The sequence below is a fragment of the Streptomyces sp. DH10 genome (assembly GCF_029813805.1).
Classification (GTDB): domain Bacteria; phylum Actinomycetota; class Actinomycetes; order Streptomycetales; family Streptomycetaceae; genus Streptomyces; species Streptomyces coeruleofuscus.
Window position 1 is genome coordinate 144,458 of the sequence record NZ_JARVKU010000007.1, and the last position, 20,042, is coordinate 164,499.

Below are 20,042 nucleotides of genomic sequence, written 5' to 3' on the forward strand. Positions count from 1 at the left end.
CGCCTGGGAACGACCTGTCGGGAGGTGGGCCGCGTGTACGTGTGCAGTTGCTTCGGGATCACCGAGCAGCAGGTCAAGAAGCACGCGGACGGCGGCGCCTGCACCCCTCGGCAGATAGCCTCCGCATGCAAGGCGGGCACGGACTGCGGGTCGTGCGTACGTCGCATCCAGGCCATCCTGGGCAGGGGTGCCTGCCCTCGCCGTGATCTGGCCGACCAGGGCCAGCCGGTACTCGCGGAGCTTGAGGACGCCGCCTAGGGGCCCCTAGCTCGGCTGCTCGATCTGCTGCGCGAGGTACAGCGCCTCGCCGAGCTTGTCGATGAGCTCCAGTTGCGTGTCCAGGTAGTCGATGTGGTGCTCCTCGTCCTCCAGGATCGACTCGAAGAGATTCGCGGACGTGATGTCGCCCTTGCTGCGCATCACCTCGATGCCGCGCTTGAGGCGGTCGATCGCCTCGACCTCGACCTGGCGGTCGGCCTGGAACATCTCGGTGACCGTCTGGCCGACCCGTACGTGGAAGAGCCGCTGGTAGTTGGGCAGGCCGTCCAGCATGAGAATGCGTTCGGTGATCTTGTCCGCGTGCTTCATCTCGTCGATGGATTCTTCACGCGTGTACTTGGCGAGCTTGGTCCAGCCCTTGTTGTCCTGGATCCGGTAGTGCAGCCAGTACTGGTTGATCGCCGTCAGCTCGCCGGTCAACTGCTCGTTCAGGAATTCGAGAACCTCGGGGTCGCCCTGCATCGCAGAGGCTCCTTCCACGCGGGGGAACTGGCAGGTTGCGCCGCATGATTCCACCGGTGACGAAGATCGTCCAGTAAGTCTTCACTTACTAAGTAAGGGCATGCTTAGTTCTCATTGCCCTTTTTGGGGTGGCCCCGGTCAGGGGCATCACGCGGGGTCTGTCAGGATGGAGTCATGGGTCAGCCGGTGGGACACGAATCGGGAGAAGGGCGCGATCCGGCAGGAGCGACGCAGCCCGGGCTTCCGCCGGGACAGCGGGTGCAGCGCGGCTGGCCGGTCACTCACTACGGGCCCGTCCCCAAATTCCGGCCCGAGCGCTGGGAGTTCCGGGTCTTCGGTGCCACCGCGGACGGCGGCAAGCACTGCTGGAGCCACGAGGAGTTCACGGCCCTGCCGTACACCACCGTCGTGGCCGATCTGCACTGCGTCACGAAGTTCAGCATGCTGGGCGCAGAGTGGGGCGGCATCCCCGCGCGCACGATCCTCGACATCGCGCCGCCCGCGGACGACGTCACCCATGTGATGGTGTGGGCCGAGTACGGATTCAGCTCCAACCTCCGGCTGTCCGACTTCGCCTCCGAGCACGCCCTGTTCGCCACCCACAAGGACGGCGAACTGCTCACCGCCGAGCACGGCTTCCCGCTGCGCCTGATCGTGCCCCACCTGTACGCCTGGAAGGGCCCCAAGTGGGTGCGCGGCGTGGAGTACATGACCGCCGACCGGCGTGGTTTCTGGGAGGAGCGCGGCTACCACAACGTCGGCGACCCCTGGCGGGAGCAGCGCTACTCGTACCAGGAGGAGCCCGGGGACGGCCCCGACCTCTGAGGGCTCCGCGGCGTTCAGCAGTCGCGCAGTTTCTTCAGCCGCTCCACGTCCGCCGCGTGCCCTTCCTTGCCGCCCGGCGTCTCGATGATCAGCGGCACGCCCTCGGTCGCGGGGTGCGTCATCAGCGCCCGGAACGGGTCCTCGCCGATGTGGCCCACACCGATGTTCTCGTGCCGGTCCTTGTGCGCGCCCACCACGTCCTTGGAGTCGTTGGCGTGGATCAGCTTCAGCCGGCCCTCGCCGACCGTGTCCACCAGCAGGTCCAGCGTCTGGTGCATGCCGCTGGGGCCGGTCAGGTCGTGCCCGGCGGCGAAGACATGGCAGGTGTCCAGGCACACGCCCAGCTTCGGATGGGCGTCCAGCGCCTCGAAGTACGGGCCGAAGTCCCACGTCCGCGAGCACAGGGAGGCGCCCTGGCCGGCGGTCGACTCCAGCAGCAGACACGGGTCGTCGTCGTGGGTCAGCTCGTCGAGCAGCGGCAGCAGATGCTCCCGCACCTGCTTCAGCGCCACGGACCGCTCCCGGCCGCCGGTCGCGCTGCCGGTGTGCACGACCACGCCCAGCGCCCCGATCGCCCGCCCGCGGCGCAGCGAGTGCCGCAGCGACTCCACCGAACGCTCCACGGTCGCCTCGGTGTGCGAGCCGAAGTTGATCAGGTAGGGGGCGTGGACGTACGCCGGGATCGACTCGGCCTCGCACGCGGCGCGGAACGCCTCGTCCTGCTTCGGATTGCCGGCCGGAGTGGCCCAGCCACGCGGGTTGGCGACGAAGACCTGGACGGTCTCGGCCTTCAGGTCACGGGCGTAGGACAGGCCGACGGAGTGGAGCCCACCGGCCACGGGGACGTGGCCGCCCACGGGGTTGCGGGAGGGGCCGGACAGCTGATTGTTCACCCGTTCAGGGTGTCATGCGTCCGGCCCTGTCCCGTCCGGGGGCTCCCCGCCCGGTCCCTCACCTGATCTTGATCGTGATCGTCGAGCCCTTGGGCGCGGTCTCGCCGCCCTTCACGGACTGGTCCTTCACCGTGTCGCCGAACAGGCCGAGCAGGCCGCGGTCCTCGTCGACCTGGAACCCGGCGCTCTGCAACGCCCGCGTGGCGTCGTCGACACCGTAGCCGACCACGTTCGGGACCTCGATCATCTCGGGGCCCTTGGACACCGTCAGCGTCACCGTGTCACCCTCGGCCGCCCGGCCACCCGGGCCCGGGCTCTGCTCGGCGACCTGGCCCTTGTCGAACTCGGAGGAGGTGACCCGCTCGGCGGCGACCTTCACCTCGAGACCGGCGTCCTCCAGCTCCGACCGCGCGTCGGCCAGGTCCGAGCCGGTGACGTCGGGGATGTCGATGGGGCTGCCCTTGCTGACGACGAGCGCCACGGCCGTGCCCGCGCGCACCTTCGTGCCGTCCGCCGGCCGCGCGGAGATCACCGAGCCCTTGGGCACGTCCTCGCTGAACTCCCGGGTGACCATGCCCGGCGCCAGCCCGTCCTGCTTCAGCAGGGACCGCGCCTTGTCCAGCCGCTGGCCCGCCAGAGCGGGCACCCGCACGTTCCGGGGGCCGTCGGAGATGGTGAGGGACACCGAGTCGTTGCCGCGGATGCGCGTCCCGGCCTTCGGGTCGCTGCTGATGACCGTGCCGCGCTGCACGGTGTCGCTGTAGGCGTGCTCGACCTTGCCGAGCTCCAGCCCCGCGTCCGCCAGCCGGTCCTCGGCCTGCGCCTGGGTCTTCGCCAGCAGCGGGGGGACCTCGGTGAACTGGCCCGAGTTGATGTACCAGATGCCCGTGCCGAGACCGAGCACGAGCAGGACGGCGACGACGATCGCCATCGGGCCGCGCCGGGGCCCCGAGCGGCGCCGGGACGGCGGGGGCGGCGGGGACTGGAAGCGGCTGGTGCGGTTGAGCGCGGCCGCGGAGCCCTCCTCGTCCTCGTTGACGGGCAGCGGGCGCGGCGTGGTCAGCGCCCGCGGGATCACGCTCGTACGGTCGTCGGTGTTGTCGTGGTCCGCGGCGAGCGCCTGCGGCGGCACCGCGTCCAGCTGCTCCACGGTCAGCCGGCCGCGGCCGTCACGGACCTGCGCGAGCAGCGCCACCGCGTCGTGCGGGCGGATCTCCGGGGTGCGGGCGGTCGCGGAGGCCACCATCTCGTCCAGCTCGTACGCCAGACCGGGCACGGCGGCCGAGGGCGGCGGGACGTCCTCGTGCAGGTGCTTGTAGAGGATCACGGCCGGGGAGTCGCCGTCGTGGGGCTTGTCGCCGGTCAGCATCTCGTACAGCATCACGCCGCACGCGTACACGTCCACGCGGGGGTCGGCGGTGCCGCTCTCTATCTGCTCGGGGGCGAGGTACGACACCGTGCCGAGCACGGTGCCGGTGGTGTTCGTCACCGTGTCCACGGCCCGTACCAGCCCGAAGTCGGCGACCTTGACCCGGCCGTCGTCCCCTATCAGGACGTTCTCGGGCTTCATGTCCCGGTGTACGAACCCGGCGCGGTGCGCTGCGCCCAGCGCGGCCAGCACCGGCTCCAGGATGTCCAGGGCGGCACGCGGCTGAAGGGCCCCGCGCTCGCGCAGCACGTCGCGCAGGGTGCAGCCCGCGATGTACTCCATCGCGAGGTAGACGTAACCGCCGTCGGTGCCCTGGTCGAAGACCTGCACCACGTTCGGGTGAGCCAGCCGGGCGACCGACTTCGCCTCGCGGATGAACCGCTCGACGAACGAGCCGTCGACGGCGAGCGAGGGGTGCATCACCTTGAGCGCGAGGACCCGGTCGAGCCGGGTGTCCACGGCCCGGTAGACCGTGGCCATCCCGCCGACCGCGATCCGCGCGTCGACGCGATAGCGGCCGTCGAGCACCTGCCCGACCAAGGGGTCCTGAAGGGTCGTGTCCACGCAGGCGAGTGTACGAGCCACGACTGACAGCTCCATCGCCCCGCCCGCTTTCGGGGCGCGACTGAAGCGGACCTGTGACGTGCGTCAGACCGCAGCCGCTGCGCGGCCGTCCCGCTGAGCTGCGGGCAGTCATGGCCGCACTTGGCTGCGGGCAATCGTGCCTCCCCCAGTGCCTTAAGGGCCTGGGAGGTGCCCCCAGGCGGCACGGGTGGGCGCAGCGGCACCCCGCACCGCCGGGCTGCGGACCCACCCGCGCTCAGCAACAACGCCGGTCACTGAAAAGCAGGCCGCTCAGGATCCAGCACGGCCCTGCCCTCAGCCGGCGAAGACGCCTCCGCGAAATGCCGCCGAGGAATACGCCCCGCCCGATAAGCCAACCTCCCCGCCTCGACCGCGTTCCTCATGGCGGCAGCCATCAGCACCGGCTCCCGCGCCCGCGTCACCGCCGAGGCGAGCATCACACCCGCACACCCCAGCTCCATCGCCAGCGCCGCGTCCGACGCCGTACCGGCCCCCGCGTCCAGAATCACCGGCACGCGCGCGTGCTCGACGATCAGCTGGAAGTTGTGCGGGTTGCGAATGCCCAGCCCGGAGCCGATCGGCGAACCGAGCGGCATGATCGCCGCGCAGCCGACGTCCTCCAGCTTCCGCGCGAGCACGGGGTCGTCGTTGGTGTACGGCAGCACCGTGAACCCGTCGTCGACCAGCGTCTCGGCCGCCTCCAGCAGTTCGATCGGATCCGGCAGCAGGGTCCGCTCGTCGGCGATGACCTCCAGCTTGATCAGGTCGGTGCCGAGGGCCTCGCGCGCGAGGCGGGCGGTGAGGACGGCCTCGCCGGCGGTGAAGCAGCCCGCCGTGTTGGGCAGGACGCGGATGCCGAGCTTGTCCAGGACGGACAGCACCGAGCCGTGCACCGAGGCGTTCACCCGGCGCATCGCGACCGTCGTCAGCTCCGTCCCTGACGCGACCAGCGACCGTTCCAGCACATCGAGGCTCGGGGCCCCGCCCGTGCCCATGATCAGGCGGGACGTGAAGGACGTACCACCGAGGACAAACGGATCGTCGGCCATGATCAGCCTCCTTGGACGGCGGTCAGGACTTCCACGCGGTCCCCCTCGGTCAGGGGGGTGGACGGCCACTGCGCGCGCGGGACGACGGTTTCGTTGAGGGCGGCGGCCACGCCGGACGGCGCGGCGGTGAGCGACCTCACGACGGTGTCGAGAGCCGTGCCGGGCCGGACGTCCCGGGGCTCCCCGTTGACGGAGATGTTCATGCGGGCTGCTCCGTGAGTGCGGTGGCGGCGCTGAATCGCTTCGGCGTGAAGGGGCGGGCCTCCTCGGGGAGCTCACCCGTCGCCAGGACGTGCGCCATGGCGTCGCCGGTGACCGGCGTGAGCAGGACGCCGTTGCGGTAGTGCCCGGTGGCCAGCAGCAGTCCCTCCAGCCCGGTCGGGCCGAGCAGCGGCGCGTTGTCGGGGGAACCGGGGCGCAGTCCGGCCCGGGTCTCGGTGAGCGGCAGCTCGGTGATGCCCGGCACCAGCTCGTGGGCGTCGCGCAGCAGCTCGTACACGCCGCCCGCGGTCACGGTGGTGTCCCAGCCGAGTTCCTCGCTGGTCGCCCCGACGACCAGCTCGCCGCTCTCGCGCGGCACCAGGTAGACGTGGCTGCCGCGGACGACCGCGCGCACGGTCCGGTTCAGGAACGGCCCGTGCCGCCGCGGCATGGTCAGCCGTACGACCTGCCCCTTCACCGGCCGCACGGGCGGGAGCACGTCCTCCGGGACGCCCGCCAGCCGCCCGCTGAGGCTGCCCCCGGCCAGCACGACCTGCCCGGCGTCCAGCGCGGTGCCGTCGTCCGTGACGACGCCCGTGGCCCGGTCCCGGACGACGGTGAGCCGCTCGGCCCACACCCGGTGGAAGACCACACCGGCCCGCTCGCACGCGGCGACCAGCGCCCCGGCCAGCCGCCGCGGGTCGATCTGGTGGTCGCCGTCGACGCGCAGCCCGCCGCGCACGCCCGGTGCGAGCATCGGCTCCAGGCGCCGGCACTCCCGTCCCGACAGCCACTGGGACTCCAGGCCCGACTGCTGCTGCAAGGTGTGCAGTTCGCGCAGATGGGCCCGGTCGTCGGCGTCCAGGGCCACGGCGAGCGTGCCGCACCGCCGGTAGCCGAGGTCGTGGCCGGTCTGCTCGGCGAGCTCGGCCGCGAAATCCGGATAGCGCCGGGCGGAGGCGAGATTCAGACCGAGCAGGGTCTGCTCGCCGTAGTGCAGTTCCGTGACGGCGGCCAGCATCCCGGCCGCCACCTGTGCGGCTCCGCCGCCCGGCTCCGGGTCCACCACGGCGGTGGCGAGCCCGCGCTGCGCGGCCCGCCACGCGGTGACCAGGCCGATGATCCCGCCCCCGATGACGAGGACGTCTGACGTTCGCGTACGCGACATGGGCGTCCAGCCCCTCCCTTCGCCGGCATGACCCGGATCAGGTTCGTACGGTCGGAGGCCGCCAGCCTCCCTCTCAGCCCGGTGCGTCCGGGCTCCCGCGAGTGCCTTACGTTGGCCACCCACCCTAGCCCGATGCCGTACGGCGCAGTAAGGGAGCACCACCGCCATGACCCGATCCCTCGACGGTCTCGTCCTCGCCCCGGTCGCCGACCAGGCACCGGGCCAGGTGGGGACCCGCACCCGGTTCACCTACCACGAGAAGGACGGCGAGGTCTGGGCCGAGTACACCGGCGGCGATGTCGTACGCGGACATCTCGTGGGAACCCGGGAGGGCGACAGGCTGGACTTCCGCTACGTACAGCTCAAGGTGGACGGGACCACCTCCTCCGGGCACTGTGTGTCGACGGTCGTGGAACTGCCCGACGGGCGGGTGCGGCTGGAGGAGAGCTGGGAGTGGGAGTCCCAGGCGGGCAGCGGGACGAGCGTTGTGGAGCAGGTCACTGCGCATGAGCACTGACTGACGAAATGTCAGTTGTCTATGGTGATCAGGTGAGCGAGCAGACGCAGGAACCAGGTTCGTCCGCGCCGCGGCGCGTGGTCGTGGCGGGTGCGGGCATGGCCGGTGTGCAGACCGCGGTCGCCCTGCGCGAGCAGGGCTTCGCCGGCACCGTGAGCCTGATCGGCGCCGAGCCCCACCAGCCGTACGACCGGCCCCCCTTGTCCAAGGCCGTCCTGCTCGGCAAGGCCGAGGGCTCCGCCTTCGACGTCGACTTCGAGGCCCTGGGCATCGAGCTGCGGCTCGGCTGCGAGGTGCGGGGCCTGCGGCCCGGCGACCACGAGCTGGACACCGAGGACGGGCCCGTGCCGTACGACGTCCTGGTCGTCGCGACCGGTGCCGAACCGATCCGGCTGCCCGGAGCGGAGGGTGTGCCGGGCGTGCATCTGCTGCGCACCCTGGACGACGCCGAGCGGCTGCGGCCGGTGCTGGCCCGCCGGCAGGACATCGTCGTCGTGGGCGCGGGCTGGATCGGCGCGGAGTTCGCCACGGCCGCGCGCGAGGCGGGCTGCGCGGTGACTGTCGTGGAGGCGGCCGAGCGGCCGCTCACCGGGGCGCTGCCCGCCGAGGTCGCCGCGCCGATGGCCGGCTGGTACGCCGACGCGGGCGCCGTCCTGCGGACGCACGCGCGCGTGGAGCGTGTGGAGCCCGGCACGGTGGTTCTCGACGACGGCTCGCGGCTGCCCGCGGGCGCGGTCGTCGTCGGCATCGGCGCCCGTCCGGCCACGGCCTGGCTGTCCGGCTCCGGGGTCGAGCTGGGCACGCACGGCGAGATCGTGGCCGACCAGCACCTGCGTTCGTCGGCGCCCGACGTGTACGCGGTCGGCGACTGCGCCTCCTTCCCCTCCGGCCGGTACGGCGAGCGCCTGCTGGTGCACCACTGGGACAACGCCCTCCAGGGGCCGCGCACGGTCGCAGTGAACATCGTCGGCCGGGCGTCGGGGGAGACCCCGGCGGTGTACGACCCGGTGCCGTACTTCTGGTCCGAGCAGTTCGGTCGGTTCGTGCAGTACGCCGGTCATCACGCGGCCGCCGACACGACCCTGTGGCGGGGCGACCCGGCCGGACCGGCCTGGACGGTCTGCTGGCTGCGCGGCGACCGGCTGGTCGCGCTGCTGGCGGTGGGACGCCCCCGGGACCTGGCGCAGGGCCGCCGCCTGATCGAGTCGGGCACGCCGATGAATCCGGCGTTGCTGGCGGACCCGGCCAGGCCGTTGAAGGCGGCGACGGCGTAGCCCGAGAGGTGCCCGTGTCCGCCCAGGTGGGCGGGCCCGACTTCCGACTGTCAGTGGGGGATGGCAGGCTGGTTTCCGTGACCGAGATTGACGCAAAGATCGATGCTCTCGTCCCTGCCTGGCTCACCCTCCCCGACATCGCCGAACAGTTCGGCGTCGAGGTGACGCGGGTGCGGCAGCTGGTCAAGGAGGGCCAGCTCATCGCCGTACGCCGTGGTGAGAACCGCGCACTGCACGTCCCCGCGGCCTTCATCGACGGGGACAAGGTCGTCAAGGGCCTGTCCGGGACCCTGACGCTCCTGCGGGACGACGGCTTCACGGACGAAGAGATGCTGGAGTGGCTCTTCACCCCCGACCCGAGCCTGCCCGGTACGCCGGCACAGGCGCTCAGCGAGAATCGCGGCACGGAGGTGAAGCGCCGAGCCCAGGCGCTCGCGGTCTGACCCGACCTCGACCCAAACAACCGTCCGGTGCCGTACAAGTGGGACCGGACTGAACAACCGCCCGGTGTGTGGGCCGGGGCCCGTCGGGTCCCGGTCACGGGGCGGCTCGCGCCCCGGCTGGGGTGCGAGCCGCCTGCGGCGGGCCGCGCGGACCCCAGGCGGGGCCCGCACCGGAGTCGCCGGAGTCACCGGAGCGGGACGCTCCGGCGCGCTGGCCGCATGCACGTGCCGTGCGCAGGGGTGGCGCACTGCCCGTCCGCCAGGGACGCGAGCGCCCTGGCCTCCCGTCCGTAACGCCACCGGTCCGGGTCCCGCCCGATGCACCTCCCACCCGTACGCCACCATGGGCGCGCGCCCGCACCTCTATGTCGCCGGGTGTAACCGTGTACGTACGCTCACGGGTGCGCCCGTACCCGATCCGTGCGCTGCCACAGGGTGCGCCCGTACCCGATCCGTGCGCTGCCACAGGCGCACCCCGCACCCGTACGCCACCGACAACCAGGGGGACCCGCATGGCCGCCACCACCGCCACCACCGCCCGTGCCCAGCTCGCCGACGCCCGGGTCTACCTCTGCACCGACGCGCGCAAGCGGCAGGGCGATCTCGTGGAGTTCCTGGACGCCGTGCTGGCGGGCGGGGTCGACATCGTGCAGTTGCGGGACAAGGGCATGGAGGCGGCCGAGGAGCTGGAGCACCTGGCCGTCTTCGCCGACGCCTGCGCCCGGCACGGCAAGCTGCTCGCGGTCAACGACCGCGCGGACGTCGCCCACGCCGCCGGCTCCGACGTACTGCACCTCGGCCAGGGCGACCTCCCCGTCCCCGCGGCCCGCGCGATCCTCGGCGACGACGTCCTGATCGGCCGCTCCACGCACGCCGAGTCCGAGGCGGCCGCGGCCGCCGGCCAGGACGGCGTGGACTACTTCTGCACCGGCCCCTGCTGGCCCACCCCCACCAAGCCCGGCCGCCACGCCCCCGGCCTGGACCTCGTCCGGTACACCGCCTCCCTCGGCACCGACCGGCCCTGGTTCGCCATCGGCGGCATCGACCTCGGCAATCTCGACCAGGTGATGGAAGCGGGAGCCCGGCGCGCCGTCGTCGTACGGGCGATCACCGAGGCCGACGACCCGGGCGCGGCGGCGGCCGAGTTCGCGAAGAGGCTGCGGGAGAAGTAGTACGCCGAGTGTCCAAGGGATGGACAGCAAGTACACAAATCAGTCAAATGTCTGTGCCTGGTTGGGGGACCGACCGCCCCTGGCTAACCTGCCGGTATGGCCCTCGGCACCGCATCCATCAGGTCGGACCACGCGCGCACTGTCCGCGACATGCTCGCGACCGGCAAAACGACGTACTCGTTCGAGTTCTACGCCCCGAAGACACCGAAGGGCGAGCGGAACCTGTGGAACGCGCTGCGCCGGGTCGAGGCCGTGGCGCCCGACTTCGTCTCCGTGACCTACGGCGCGGGCGGTTCCACCCGCGCGGGGACGGTCAAGGCGACCGAGGCGATCGCCTCCGACACCACCCTCACGCCCATCGCGCACCTCACGGCGGTCGACCACTCGGTGGCCGACCTGCGCAACATCATCGGCCAGTACGCCGACGCCGGGATCCGCAACATGCTCGCCCTGCGCGGCGACCCGCCCGGTGACCCGATGGGCGATTGGGTGCCGCACCCCCGGGGCCTGGCCTACGCCGCCGAACTCGTCGAACTGATCAAAACGTCCGGCGACTTCTGCGTGGGCGTCGCGGCCTTCCCGGCGATGCACCCGCGCTCCACCGACTGGGACACCGACGTCCGCCACTTCGTCGACAAGTGCCGCGCGGGCGCGGACTACGCCATCACGCAGATGTTCTTCCACCCGGAGGACTACCTCCGGCTGCGCGACCGGGTCTCGGCCGCCGGCTGCGACACCCCGATCATTCCCGAGGTCATGCCGATCGCCAGCGCGCGGTCGCTGGAGCGCATCCCGTCCCTCACCAACGCCGCGTTCCCCGCCGCCCTGAAAGAGCGGATCCTCACAGCAAAAGACGATCCGGCCGCTGTACGCTCCATTGGTATCGAATTCGCCACGGAGTTCTGTGCGCGGCTGCTCGCCGAGGGAGTGCCCGGCTTGCACTTCATCACGCTCAACAACTCCACGGCGACGCTGGAAATCTACGAGAACCTTGGCCTGCACCACCGACCGCAGGCCTAGACCGTTCGCACCGGTATACGACACACTGCGTAGCGGCGACTGGGAGAGGGGCGTACATGGGCTGGGCGGTCCTCTACATCGCGTTCGGCATCGTCGCGCTGTGGCTGCTGGGCGAGGTGCTGTTGCAGTACAAGGCGCGGCTGCGCTGGCGGCTGCTGGCCTTCGCCGGGTTCCTCGGCGTCGTCGTCGGCGTCCTGATCCCGTCCGTCATCGTGATCGGACTGGGCGCGGCCGCCTTCGCGGTCGGCCAGACGTACGTCACCCTGTCGTTCCGCAGCGGATTCTCGGCCGGCTGGGCGATGAACGCGCCGATGCTGGGCGGCAGCAAGCGCCGCCGCGGTGAGCGCGGCCGCCAGGAGCCGACCCTCGAGGTCTCCGGCCTGGAGACGGCCGGCGGCGGCTACGGCGACGAGGGCGCCGACTACCGCCGCGACGCCGGTGCCCCCGCCTACGGCCAGGACGACGACTACGACCGCGACGACGTCTTCACCCCGTCGCGTCCTGTCCACCCGACGGCCGCCGAGACCACCGCCGTCTACGAGCCGCAGCCCGTGCCCGACGACACCGGCTCCTACGGCGTGTACGGCGACAGCGGGTACCAGGCGGGCCAGACTCACGACCAGTACGCCGCCACGGCCCCGGGCACCGACCAGTCCTACTCCTACGACTACTCGGGCTACGGCCAGCAGCAGGGCTACGAGGCCACGGACCAGCAGCAGTACGCCGCCTACTCGGACCCGTACATCGGCACGCCGACCTACGGCGGAGCCTCGTACGACACCTCCTACGGCGACCAGCAGTACTACGCCCAGCAGGGCTACGGCCAGGACCAGTACACCGGCACCTACGGCGGCGAGACCCCGCCCGGCGGTGTGTGGGTCCCGCAGCAGCGCGACACCGACGAGTACGGCCAGGAACTGCCGCCGGAGCAGCAGCCGTACCCGTACCAGGGCAACGGGCAGCAGCAGACGCCCGGGAACGGCTTCGACGAGCAGTACCGTTTCTGAAGCCTTAACGCCGCCGGCTCACTGGGAGCCCCGGAACTCCGGTCCCTCCACGATCAGTCCCGCCACCAGCGCGCCCGACATGCCGGCGTGCGGCAGTCCGCCGCCGGGGTGCGCCCAGCCGCCGACGGTGAACAGACCGGGCACGGGCGTGCTGTTGGACGGATGCAGCAGCCGCCCGCCGTCCGCCGCCAGGGCGGGCACGGGCACCGCCCCGCCGTCCGCACCGGTCGCCCCGGCGATGTCGGCCGGGGTGCGCACCTCGTGCCAGAGGAGACGGTCGCGCAGGTCGGGCACGGCGCGTTCGGCGACGGTGATCATGTTGTCGGCGAGGTCGTCGCGGGGCTCGCCGGGCCGCGCGGGTACCACCGTCGTGACGGTGACCGCCTCGTGGCCCGGGTCCGGGACCAGCCCCGGGTCGTCGGGCCGCAGGACGGTGACCGTCGGGCGTGTGTTCCCCGCCGCCTCGCCGAACAGGGCGGTCAACTCGGCCTCGCGGTCCGCCGCGTGCACCACCGTGCGGTGTGCCGTGCCCTCGGGGCGGGCGCCGCGCAGGGCGAGCAGCACCGTGACCCGGCTCGCCGCCGCGGACTGCGGCGGCACGTCCCCGTCACCCCGCACCGCGGCCTGTGCCGACAGCCGGTCCAGTGTGCCGGGCGCGACACCGGCGACCACGAAGTCCGCCTCCGCGACCGTGCCGTCGGCGAGTTCCACCCCCGATGCCCGGCCGTCCTTCTCCAGCACACCGGTCACCTCGGCGCCGAAACGGAACTCGACCTTTCGGGCCACACACCGCTCGTAGACCGCGCGGGCCAGCTCGCGCAGGCCGCCGCGCACGTACCAAGTGCCGAAGGCGTGCTCCATGTACGGCAGTACGGCCGCGCTCGCCGGGGTGGTCCGGGGGTCCAGGCCCTGCGCCAGGGCGTGGCTCTCCAGGAGCGCGGCGAGCCGGGCGTCCCGCAGCTCCCAGGCGCCGACCTCGGCGAGCGTGCCGGCCCGGCGGGTGCGCAGCAGCCGCTTGTGGGGCACCGCCGGGTACGGCTCGCGCTCCGCCAGCACCTGCCAGTTCGGCCACAGCGGCTCCTCCAGGAGGGGCCGGCGGGTCCGGTCCCAGGCCTCGCGGGCCCGCACCAGGAAGTCGCCCCACCGCCGGCCGGTCCCGGAGCCGAGTGCCTCGTCCAGAGCCGCCACGACGCCCGCGCGCGAGGCGTTCGGCAGCGAGACCCGGGTGCCGTCCGCGAACACGTGCCGGGACGACGGATCGACCTGGACCAGATCGACGCAGGCCTCCAGCGGTTCCTTGCCGGTCTTGACGAACAGGTCGCGGTAGACGGCGGGCAGCGGGAGCAGGCCGGGGCCGGTGTCGAAGGAGAACCCCTCGCGCTCGAAGCGGCGCAGGGCTCCGCCGTACGTGTCCGTCCGCTCGTACACCACCACCCGGTGGCCCGCGACGGCCAGCCGGGCGGCCGCCGCCAGCGCGCCCATCCCGGCGCCGATCACCGCAATCCGTGCCATGCCAGGGACTTTATCGGCCCCCGCTGACAGCCCCCGCCGACAGCCTCCGAGTACGGGCACGGAAGCGATCGTGACCAGTCGGCCACCCGTTGTTCTGGGGCCGCGTGCGCAGGGCTGAGTACCCGTACCTAGTGAGGGAGTTGAGTACGCGCGCGGATGGGCGAGGACCTGCGAGAACGAGAGAGTGGAGGCACGGAGAGGGGCACGGTCCCGGTACCGGCGACACGGGGCGCCGGAACGGGACCGGGCCCACGATCCGCTCCTTCCGCCGACGGTGTCGGCGGGAGCGAGGCACGGGGGAGAACCGGGGGACGACCGAACGGGGGGTCCTGCGGGGGAGCGCACGGGGGAGCAGGAAAACGGGGGAGTGAGGAAGGCGCCGGTTCGAGGTGGCCCGCGGGGGACGCGGCCACAGCGGACCGGCGCTTTCGCATCTGCGCCGGGGCTGACTTCAGCGGCAGCCGCTCAGGGTGTGGCCTCGGCGGCACCGCACAGGACGTGCCCTCAGCGGCAGCCGCTCACCCGCCCCTGGAGCAGCCGGGACAGGGCCGCGTGGACGTCGTCCAGGGAGCGCTCCGGCTGGAAGGACTTCCAGTCCAGCGCGGCCACCAGGACCATGCCGACGAGCGCCGCCGCCGTCAGCGGGACGTCGATCTCGTCGCTGAACTCGCCGCCCGCCACACCCTCGCGCAGCACGTCCTCCACGACCGCGACGGCCTGCTGCCGGACCACCATCAGTGTGGACTGCCAGGCCCGGTTCGTGCGCCACAGCTCGGCCACGTACAGCTGCGTGAAGGCCGGGTAGCGGTCGATGAAGACGAGCCCCGCGCGGATCATCGCGTCCAGGGCGTCGACCTTGGTGCCGCCCTCACGGGCTGTCCGCTCGGCCGCTTCCCGCAGGGAGGCGGTGAGGAGGCCGACCCCGTGCCGCAGCAGTTCCTCGAAGAGGACGGACTTGCTCGCGAAGTTGTAATAGACCGTGCCCTTCGCGACTCCGGCACGCTCGGCGATCTCGTCCACGGTCGTGGCGGAGAAGCCCTGCTCGGCGATGAGCGTGACGGCCGCCTCGTAGAGCTTCTGCCGGGTGGCCTCGCGGCGCGTGCTGCCGCCCGACGCGGCACTGCTGCTTTCCATGGCCCTGATTGTCACAGGAACCTTTCCCGGGGATGTCACCGAAGGGTGCGCAGGGGGTGTCACCGAGGGACTCACAGGCTCAGCTCCGGGTGCAGCCGGTCCAGCGTCCACACCTGGCGGCGGCGGGCCGACACGGCGGTCAGCGCGAGGGCGCCGGCGGTGAACGCCGTCAGCACCACGCACGCGTGCCACACCGGTTCCAGACCACCGCCCGTGATCAGCCGCCGAAGGGCCTCGACGACGTAACTCATCGGCAGGAAGGGGTGGAGCGCGTTGAAGAATCCGGGGCTGGTCTGCACGGGATACGTGCCGCCCGCCGAGGTCAGCTGGAGCATCAGCAGGGCGAGGACGAGGATCCGGCCCGCCGCCCCGAAGCGCGCGTTCAGCCACTGCACGATCGCCGCGAAGCACGCCGTCACCAGGAACAGGAAGCCCACCGTCCCGGCCGCCCGCACCATCTCCAGGCCCACCGCCCAGTGCAGCACCGACATCAGGGCCACCGTCTGGAGCACCCCGATCGCCACCACGGGCAGCCAGCCGGCCAGCGCGATCCGCCATGCCGAGGCGCCCGCGGCGAGCGCGCGCCGGTTCATCGGCGCGATCAGCATGTAGGCCACCATCGCGCCCACCCACAGCGACAGCGGGATGAAGTACGGGGCGAACCCCGTGCCGTAGTTGGGCGCCTTGTGCAGGTCCTGGGAGGCGAGCCGCACGGGGTCGGCCATGACCTCCGTGCGCTGGTCGCGGTCCCGCTTGCCGTAGTCGGGGATGCGCTCCGCCCCGTCGTGCAGCCCGCCGGCGAGCTTGCCGGAGCCGTCGACGAGCTTGAACATGCCGCCGTTGAGGTCGTCCGCGCCCGTCTTCAGATCGCCGACGCCCTTGTCCAGGTCGACGGCACCGGTCTTGGCCGTGCCGAGCCCCTTGTGCAGCTTCTTCGCGCCCGCGGCGACCTCGGCCGCCCCGTCGTTCAGCTTGTTGATCTTCTTGACGGCGTCGTCGAGGTCCTCGGAGAGGTGCGGCGCGCGCTCGGCCAGGGCCCGGGACTGCTTCTGGAGGGTGGCGAGGTTCTTGTCGAGCTTGGTCAGATCGCCGTTCTGGTCCGCGATCAGCGTGTTGACGTCGTCGGCGATGACGGCGACGTCGGCGGCCGCGTCCTTGGCCTTCTTCAGGTCTGCGCAGGCGGCGTCGGGCAGGACGGGGTCGTCACAGCGCCTGGCGTAGACGCCGTCCAGCGTGTCCGACGCCGTACGTGCGCCCTTGGCGGCGGTCGGGGCCGTCTTCGCCAGGGTGTCCAGGTTCTTGCGGATCACCCCGGAGGAGTCAGCGACGAGCCGGGCCGTGTCGCCGATGGCCTTCTCGTTGCCCTTGAGGAAGGGGCCCACCTTGTCGGCGTACGTGTTGACCTTGTCGGCGAGCTTCCGCGTGCCTTCCGCGACCCGCTTCGAGCCGTCCGCCACGTCGCCCGCGCCCGTGTGAAGCTTCTTCAGGCCCGTGGACAGATCGCCGCTGCCGTCCTTGGCGTCCTTCAGGCCGTCGGCGAGGTCCTTGGAGCCCTTCTCGGCCTTCCCGATGCCGCCCTTGAGCTCGTCGGCCCCCTTCGCCGCTTTCACGGTCTTGCCGTGGATGTCGGAGAACGAGACGAAGATCTTGTCCAGGAACGACCGTGACGTCTTCGTGGACGCGGCCTGCCGCACCTCGCTGAACACCGTCCGGGAGATCTGCCCGACGATGTAGTTGTTCGCGTCGTTGGTGCGCACCTGGAGGGCGCCGGTCTCCGGGGTGTTCCCGGAACTGGAGGCGATCCGCTCGCTGAAGTCGGCGGGCATGGTGAGCGACAGGTAGTACGTGCCGTCCTCGACGCCCCTGCGGGCCTCGGCGGCGCTCACCTCCTGCCAGTCGAAGGTCTTGCTGTCGTGCAGCCGCTCCGTGATGTCGTCGCCCGCCGTGATCTTCTTCCCGTCGGCGGTCGCCCCCCTGTCGTCGTTCACGAGCGCCACGGGGATACGGTCCAGGCGGCCGTACGGGTCCCAGAACGACCACAGGTACAGCGCGCCGTACAGCAGCGGCAGCACCAGCAGCGCGACCAGTGCGGCGCGCGGCAGCTTGCCCCGGCCGAAGCGGCGGAGCTCAAGCGCGGCCAGTCTCGGCGAGCGCATCGGCCTTCTCCTCTCCCTGGTCGGCCTTCTCGTCCTCGGCCGCCCGGTGATCGTCGCTGTCGTCCTGGTTCTCCCGGGTGGACACCCGGACGGCGCCCGCGGGGGCCTCACTGCACACCGCCACGACCGTCGTCCCGGCGTCCGCGAGGGACCTGAGCAGGGACCAGACCTCGTCCCGCTCGTCGTCCGAGAGCTTGAGGTCGGTATCCCGCGGAACGCCCACCCGCGCGGCCCTTTGACTCCGAGGCCCTCGGCGGCGACCCGCGCCCCTCCCGCTCGTTCCCCCACGAGTCTCCTTCGGTTGAGAGCTGAAGTTTTTGAACTGACTGGTCAGTGCAAAAACTACTCCGAACCTACGAGCGAGGCAAAACCGCAGGTCAGATCGGATTGTCAGTGCCATACCTCACGATGGGTCACATACGGCACTCCGTAACGGACATGCCGTCACACAGACGACAGGAGGTTCGTCATGGCCAGCTCCCACGCAGCAGCCGCACGCCGGCGCCGCGCCACCGGCCCTGCCCCCTCACTGACCGGTCCTGCGAGCGATGTCCACCCTGTGCTCCGCCGGGCCTCGGCCCCGCCCGCCGCCCTCGACCTGCTCGCCCAGGCCCGCGCCGGCCTCGACGAGGCCACCGGTCTGGAGACACCGAACGAGCGCTACGCGACGGCCCACCTCGCCGCCCTGCGCACGGCCGCCGCCGTGCTCGCCGCCCGGGGGCGGCCGGAGACCTCGCCCCGTGCCCGGGCCAAGATCAGGAGCGCCTGGGAAGTGCTCCCCGAGATCGCGCCCGAACTGTCCGAGTGGAGCGCGTTGTTCGCCTCCGGCGCCCGGCGCCGTGCCCGGGCCGAGGCGGGCATCCAGGACGCGGCCAGCAGCCGGGACGCCGACGACCTGATACGGGACGTGGCGATGTTCCTCCGCATCGTCGAGCGCATGCTGGTCCTCCAGCCGGTCCTCCCGCAGCCCCGCGCGGACCAGGCCGAAGCGGAGGGACCGGGGGAGGGGCGGGACATGCCGGACGCGGGCTGAGCGGGCCCGGCGGCGCGCATCCGCCCGGTCGTGCCGACGCGTGTCCGGGTGAGGACCGGGCCATGCCGGCTGCCCGGCCGGAGGCAATAGGGTGGGGTACGCCTGAAGTCTTCCCTCCCCGTGACCGGGACCGGGGAAGGCGCCCCGTTCGCTCCGCCGTGCAAGAGGCGGTGCCGCGCCGAGGAGTCAACTGCCGTGTCGGACCCGATGCGCCCCCGCGCCTCACTCCGTACCGCCGTGGTCTGGGAGGTCCTCCAGGACGCCCTGGAACGCAGGGTCAAGGCCACGGGTCGGGAGTCGCTGGACGTCCTCGACACCGGGGGCGGCAGCGGCAACTTCGCGGTGCCCGTCGCCCGTCTCGGTCACCGGGTCACCGTCGTCGACCCCAGCCCCAACGCGCTCTTCGCCCTGGAACGCCGCGCCGCCGAGGCAGGAGTCGCCGACCGGGTGAAGGGCGTGCAGGGCGACGCCCACGGCCTCTTCGACGTGGCCGAGCGCGGTGGCTACGACGTGGTGCTGTGCCACGGCGTCCTGGAGTACGTGGACGACCCCGCCGAGGGCGTGCGCAACGCGGTGGCCGCCCTGCGCTCCGAGGGCGTCCTCAGCCTGCTCGCCGCCGGGCTCGGGGGTGCCGTGCTGGCCCGCGCCCTCGCCGGGCACTTCAAGGAGGCCCGGCAGGCGCTCGACGACCCGAACGGACGATGGGGCACGGGTGACCCCGTCCCGCGCCGCTTCACCGCCGATCAGCTCACCGGACTGGTCGAGGGCGCGGGCCTGCGTGTCGGCGCCGTGCACGGCGTGCGGGTCTTCGCCGACCTCGTGCCCGGCGTCCTCGTCGACACCGAGCCCGGCGCCCTGGAGGCGCTGCTGAAGCTGGAGGAGGCGGCCGCCGAGCTTCCCGCCTTCCACTCGGTGGCAACCCAGCTTCATGTGCTGGGTGAGACCCCTGGGACTGGCGAGGTAATCGAGACTGGTGGGGCGGTCGAGGCCTGAGCCGCTTCGTGGGGTACCACCGCTGATCAGCGCCTGGCCTGTGCATGGAGTACGCCACAGGCCCCCCGAATGGCGGCTTGGCGCCGTATGATCGAGGGAGACCGTTCCGGCATGACGGGTCGGCCGCCGGGGAATGTAGGCCTCAGCGAGCCGGGATGTTCATGGCGTGTTCCGGTTGGCCAATTGGCGCAGAGGGGCGGGTTTCACGGGGGCGATTCCCTGCCTATCCTGAAGAGACCCCCCGGGTCGCCCCGGCGACTGCACGATGAGGAGGACTCCGTGCCGCTCTCGGAGCACGAGCAGCGCATGCTCGAGCAGATGGAGCGAGCGCTGTACGCCGAAGATCCCAAGTTCGCGACGGCGCTCGAGGGAAGCGGGCTGCGTACGTACACCCGGCGACGGGTCTACCAGGCGGTCGCGGGCTTCCTCGTAGGTATTGCGCTCCTCATGGCCGGTATGGTCGCCAAACAGGTCTGGCTCAGCGTCGTGGGCTTCCTCGTCATGCTGGGCTGTGCGGTGCTCGCCGTGACCGGCTGGCGCAAGGCCCCCAAGCCAGGTGAACAGGCGGCCGGAGCCGGCGGACAGCCGGCCGCCCGCCGTCAGGGCCGGCAACGGCGCTCCATGATGGACCGCATCGAGCAGCGCTGGCAGAAGCGCCGCGACGAGCAGGGCGGCCATTAGCCCGGAGCACAGATCTCCAGGACACCTGAAGACATGAGTCAGGGGGTGACCACCCAGTCGGTGGTCACCCCCTGACGTGTGCGTGCGTACAAGGAGCGACTGGCTACCGGGGGCACCGGGGGAGGACTTCCCTGGGAGGCCGCCGCCGCCCTCCGGCGCGTGCTCGCCCGGGGCGACGGGAAGCCGGACGCATCACCGACCGCCCCCGA

The 20,042-nt window shown here is 71.9% G+C and carries 21 protein-coding genes and 1 riboswitch; of the genes, 11 read left to right on the forward strand and 10 right to left on the reverse strand.

Annotated elements, in window-relative coordinates; translation table 11 throughout:
* The first annotated feature begins 24 nt into the window (after nucleotides 1–24).
* Nucleotides 25–258, forward strand: a complete 234-nt coding sequence (locus tag QC385_RS17100; RefSeq protein ID WP_279542193.1) for a (2Fe-2S)-binding protein — start codon at nucleotides 25–27, stop codon at nucleotides 256–258.
* A gap of 6 nt (nucleotides 259–264) precedes the next feature.
* On the opposite strand, the gene bfr is transcribed toward QC385_RS17100, so the two are convergent.
* Entirely contained in the window at nucleotides 265–741 is a 477-nt protein-coding gene (bfr, locus tag QC385_RS17105) for a bacterioferritin (RefSeq protein ID WP_086855270.1), read from the reverse strand.
* 174 nt (nucleotides 742–915) lie between these two features.
* Between bfr and QC385_RS17110 the strand changes: the two genes are divergently transcribed.
* Nucleotides 916–1,566, forward strand: coding sequence for a sulfite oxidase-like oxidoreductase (locus QC385_RS17110; RefSeq protein ID WP_279542195.1), 651 nt, complete (start codon nucleotides 916–918; stop codon nucleotides 1,564–1,566).
* Nucleotides 1,567–1,580: 14 nt separating this feature from the next.
* On the opposite strand, the gene QC385_RS17115 is transcribed toward QC385_RS17110, so the two are convergent.
* From QC385_RS17115 to thiO, 5 genes are all read right to left on the reverse strand, one after another.
* A complete protein-coding gene (locus tag QC385_RS17115; RefSeq protein WP_279542196.1) occupies nucleotides 1,581–2,459 on the reverse strand; it encodes a deoxyribonuclease IV in 879 nt (292 codons plus the stop codon).
* 58 nt (nucleotides 2,460–2,517) lie between these two features.
* A complete protein-coding gene (pknB, locus tag QC385_RS17120; RefSeq protein WP_279542197.1) occupies nucleotides 2,518–4,452 on the reverse strand; it encodes a Stk1 family PASTA domain-containing Ser/Thr kinase in 1,935 nt (644 codons plus the stop codon).
* A gap of 272 nt (nucleotides 4,453–4,724) precedes the next feature.
* A complete protein-coding gene (locus QC385_RS17125; RefSeq protein ID WP_279542198.1) occupies nucleotides 4,725–5,522 on the reverse strand; it encodes a thiazole synthase in 798 nt (265 codons plus the stop codon).
* Nucleotides 5,523–5,524: 2 nt separating this feature from the next.
* The gene (gene thiS / locus QC385_RS17130; protein WP_279542199.1) at nucleotides 5,525–5,725 is read right to left on the reverse strand and encodes a sulfur carrier protein ThiS; all 201 of its coding nucleotides are present in this window, start codon (nucleotides 5,723–5,725) and stop codon (nucleotides 5,525–5,527) included.
* Nucleotides 5,722–6,891 carry a glycine oxidase ThiO gene (thiO, locus tag QC385_RS17135; RefSeq protein WP_279542200.1) on the reverse strand — a complete coding sequence of 390 codons (1,170 nt, stop codon included), beginning with the start codon at nucleotides 6,889–6,891 and terminating at the stop codon, nucleotides 5,722–5,724. The genes thiS and thiO overlap by 4 nt, the downstream gene beginning before the upstream one ends.
* Nucleotides 6,889–7,000: riboswitch (TPP riboswitch) on the reverse strand. Its footprint overlaps the gene before it by 3 nt.
* 57 nt (nucleotides 7,001–7,057) lie before the next feature.
* On the opposite strand from thiO, the gene QC385_RS17140 reads away from it, so the two are divergent.
* From QC385_RS17140 to QC385_RS17165, 6 genes are all read left to right on the forward strand, one after another.
* Entirely contained in the window at nucleotides 7,058–7,408 is a 351-nt protein-coding gene (locus QC385_RS17140; RefSeq protein ID WP_279542201.1) for a hypothetical protein, read from the forward strand.
* Between the two features lie 32 nt (nucleotides 7,409–7,440).
* Nucleotides 7,441–8,682, forward strand: coding sequence for an NAD(P)/FAD-dependent oxidoreductase (locus QC385_RS17145; RefSeq protein ID WP_279542202.1), 1,242 nt, complete (start codon nucleotides 7,441–7,443; stop codon nucleotides 8,680–8,682).
* A gap of 77 nt (nucleotides 8,683–8,759) precedes the next feature.
* Entirely contained in the window at nucleotides 8,760–9,125 is a 366-nt protein-coding gene (locus QC385_RS17150; protein WP_039932287.1) for an Rv2175c family DNA-binding protein, read from the forward strand.
* A gap of 512 nt (nucleotides 9,126–9,637) precedes the next feature.
* The gene (thiE, locus tag QC385_RS17155) at nucleotides 9,638–10,297 is read left to right on the forward strand and encodes a thiamine phosphate synthase (protein ID WP_279542203.1); all 660 of its coding nucleotides are present in this window, start codon (nucleotides 9,638–9,640) and stop codon (nucleotides 10,295–10,297) included.
* A 96-nt stretch (nucleotides 10,298–10,393) separates the two neighbouring features.
* Nucleotides 10,394–11,317, forward strand: a complete 924-nt coding sequence (gene metF, locus QC385_RS17160) for a methylenetetrahydrofolate reductase [NAD(P)H] (protein ID WP_279542204.1) — start codon at nucleotides 10,394–10,396, stop codon at nucleotides 11,315–11,317.
* A gap of 56 nt (nucleotides 11,318–11,373) precedes the next feature.
* Nucleotides 11,374–12,324 carry an SCO2102 family sporulation regulator gene (locus QC385_RS17165; protein ID WP_279542205.1) on the forward strand — a complete coding sequence of 317 codons (951 nt, stop codon included), beginning with the start codon at nucleotides 11,374–11,376 and terminating at the stop codon, nucleotides 12,322–12,324.
* Between the two features lie 18 nt (nucleotides 12,325–12,342).
* Here QC385_RS17165 and QC385_RS17170 read toward each other — a convergent pair whose 3' ends face one another.
* From QC385_RS17170 to QC385_RS17185, 4 genes are all read right to left on the reverse strand, one after another.
* Entirely contained in the window at nucleotides 12,343–13,836 is a 1,494-nt protein-coding gene (locus QC385_RS17170) for a phytoene desaturase family protein (protein WP_279542206.1), read from the reverse strand.
* Nucleotides 13,837–14,340: 504 nt separating this feature from the next.
* Nucleotides 14,341–14,970: a TetR/AcrR family transcriptional regulator gene (locus QC385_RS17175; RefSeq protein ID WP_059423228.1), complete on the reverse strand. Its 630-nt coding sequence runs from the start codon at nucleotides 14,968–14,970 to the stop codon at nucleotides 14,341–14,343.
* A gap of 71 nt (nucleotides 14,971–15,041) precedes the next feature.
* Entirely contained in the window at nucleotides 15,042–17,126 is a 2,085-nt protein-coding gene (locus QC385_RS17180; RefSeq protein ID WP_279542207.1) for a YhgE/Pip domain-containing protein, read from the reverse strand.
* Nucleotides 17,098–17,349: a hypothetical protein gene (locus QC385_RS17185; protein WP_443032925.1), complete on the reverse strand. Its 252-nt coding sequence runs from the start codon at nucleotides 17,347–17,349 to the stop codon at nucleotides 17,098–17,100. Before QC385_RS17185 ends, QC385_RS17180 begins: the two co-directional genes overlap by 29 nt.
* Nucleotides 17,350–17,595: 246 nt before the next feature.
* Between QC385_RS17185 and QC385_RS17190 the strand changes: the two genes are divergently transcribed.
* From QC385_RS17190 to QC385_RS17200, 3 genes are all read left to right on the forward strand, one after another.
* Nucleotides 17,596–18,159 carry an SAV_6107 family HEPN domain-containing protein gene (locus QC385_RS17190; protein WP_279542208.1) on the forward strand — a complete coding sequence of 188 codons (564 nt, stop codon included), beginning with the start codon at nucleotides 17,596–17,598 and terminating at the stop codon, nucleotides 18,157–18,159.
* Nucleotides 18,160–18,354: 195 nt separating this feature from the next.
* Entirely contained in the window at nucleotides 18,355–19,152 is a 798-nt protein-coding gene (locus QC385_RS17195; protein ID WP_279542209.1) for a methyltransferase, read from the forward strand.
* 279 nt (nucleotides 19,153–19,431) lie between these two features.
* Entirely contained in the window at nucleotides 19,432–19,833 is a 402-nt protein-coding gene (locus QC385_RS17200) for a DUF3040 domain-containing protein (RefSeq protein ID WP_086604991.1), read from the forward strand.
* Nucleotides 19,834–20,042 lie beyond the last annotated feature (209 nt).

Bases quoted from the DNA above. Each gene is read 5' to 3' on its own strand.
- bfr (WP_086855270.1), bottom strand. From the start codon at position 741: ATGCAGGGCGACCCCGAGGTTCTCGAATTCCTGAACGAGCAGTTGACC.
- QC385_RS17110 (WP_279542195.1), top strand. From the start codon at position 916: ATGGGTCAGCCGGTGGGACACGAATCGGGAGAAGGGCGCGATCCGGCA.
- QC385_RS17125 (WP_279542198.1), bottom strand. From the start codon at position 5,522: ATGGCCGACGATCCGTTTGTCCTCGGTGGTACGTCCTTCACGTCCCGC.
- thiS (WP_279542199.1), bottom strand. From the start codon at position 5,725: ATGAACATCTCCGTCAACGGGGAGCCCCGGGACGTCCGGCCCGGCACG.
- thiO (WP_279542200.1), bottom strand. From the start codon at position 6,891: ATGTCGCGTACGCGAACGTCAGACGTCCTCGTCATCGGGGGCGGGATC.
- QC385_RS17140 (WP_279542201.1), top strand. From the start codon at position 7,058: ATGACCCGATCCCTCGACGGTCTCGTCCTCGCCCCGGTCGCCGACCAG.
- thiE (WP_279542203.1), top strand. From the start codon at position 9,638: ATGGCCGCCACCACCGCCACCACCGCCCGTGCCCAGCTCGCCGACGCC.
- metF (WP_279542204.1), top strand. From the start codon at position 10,394: ATGGCCCTCGGCACCGCATCCATCAGGTCGGACCACGCGCGCACTGTC.
- QC385_RS17165 (WP_279542205.1), top strand. From the start codon at position 11,374: ATGGGCTGGGCGGTCCTCTACATCGCGTTCGGCATCGTCGCGCTGTGG.
- QC385_RS17170 (WP_279542206.1), bottom strand. From the start codon at position 13,836: ATGGCACGGATTGCGGTGATCGGCGCCGGGATGGGCGCGCTGGCGGCG.
- QC385_RS17175 (WP_059423228.1), bottom strand. From the start codon at position 14,970: ATGGAAAGCAGCAGTGCCGCGTCGGGCGGCAGCACGCGCCGCGAGGCC.
- QC385_RS17180 (WP_279542207.1), bottom strand. From the start codon at position 17,126: ATGCGCTCGCCGAGACTGGCCGCGCTTGAGCTCCGCCGCTTCGGCCGG.
- QC385_RS17190 (WP_279542208.1), top strand. From the start codon at position 17,596: ATGGCCAGCTCCCACGCAGCAGCCGCACGCCGGCGCCGCGCCACCGGC.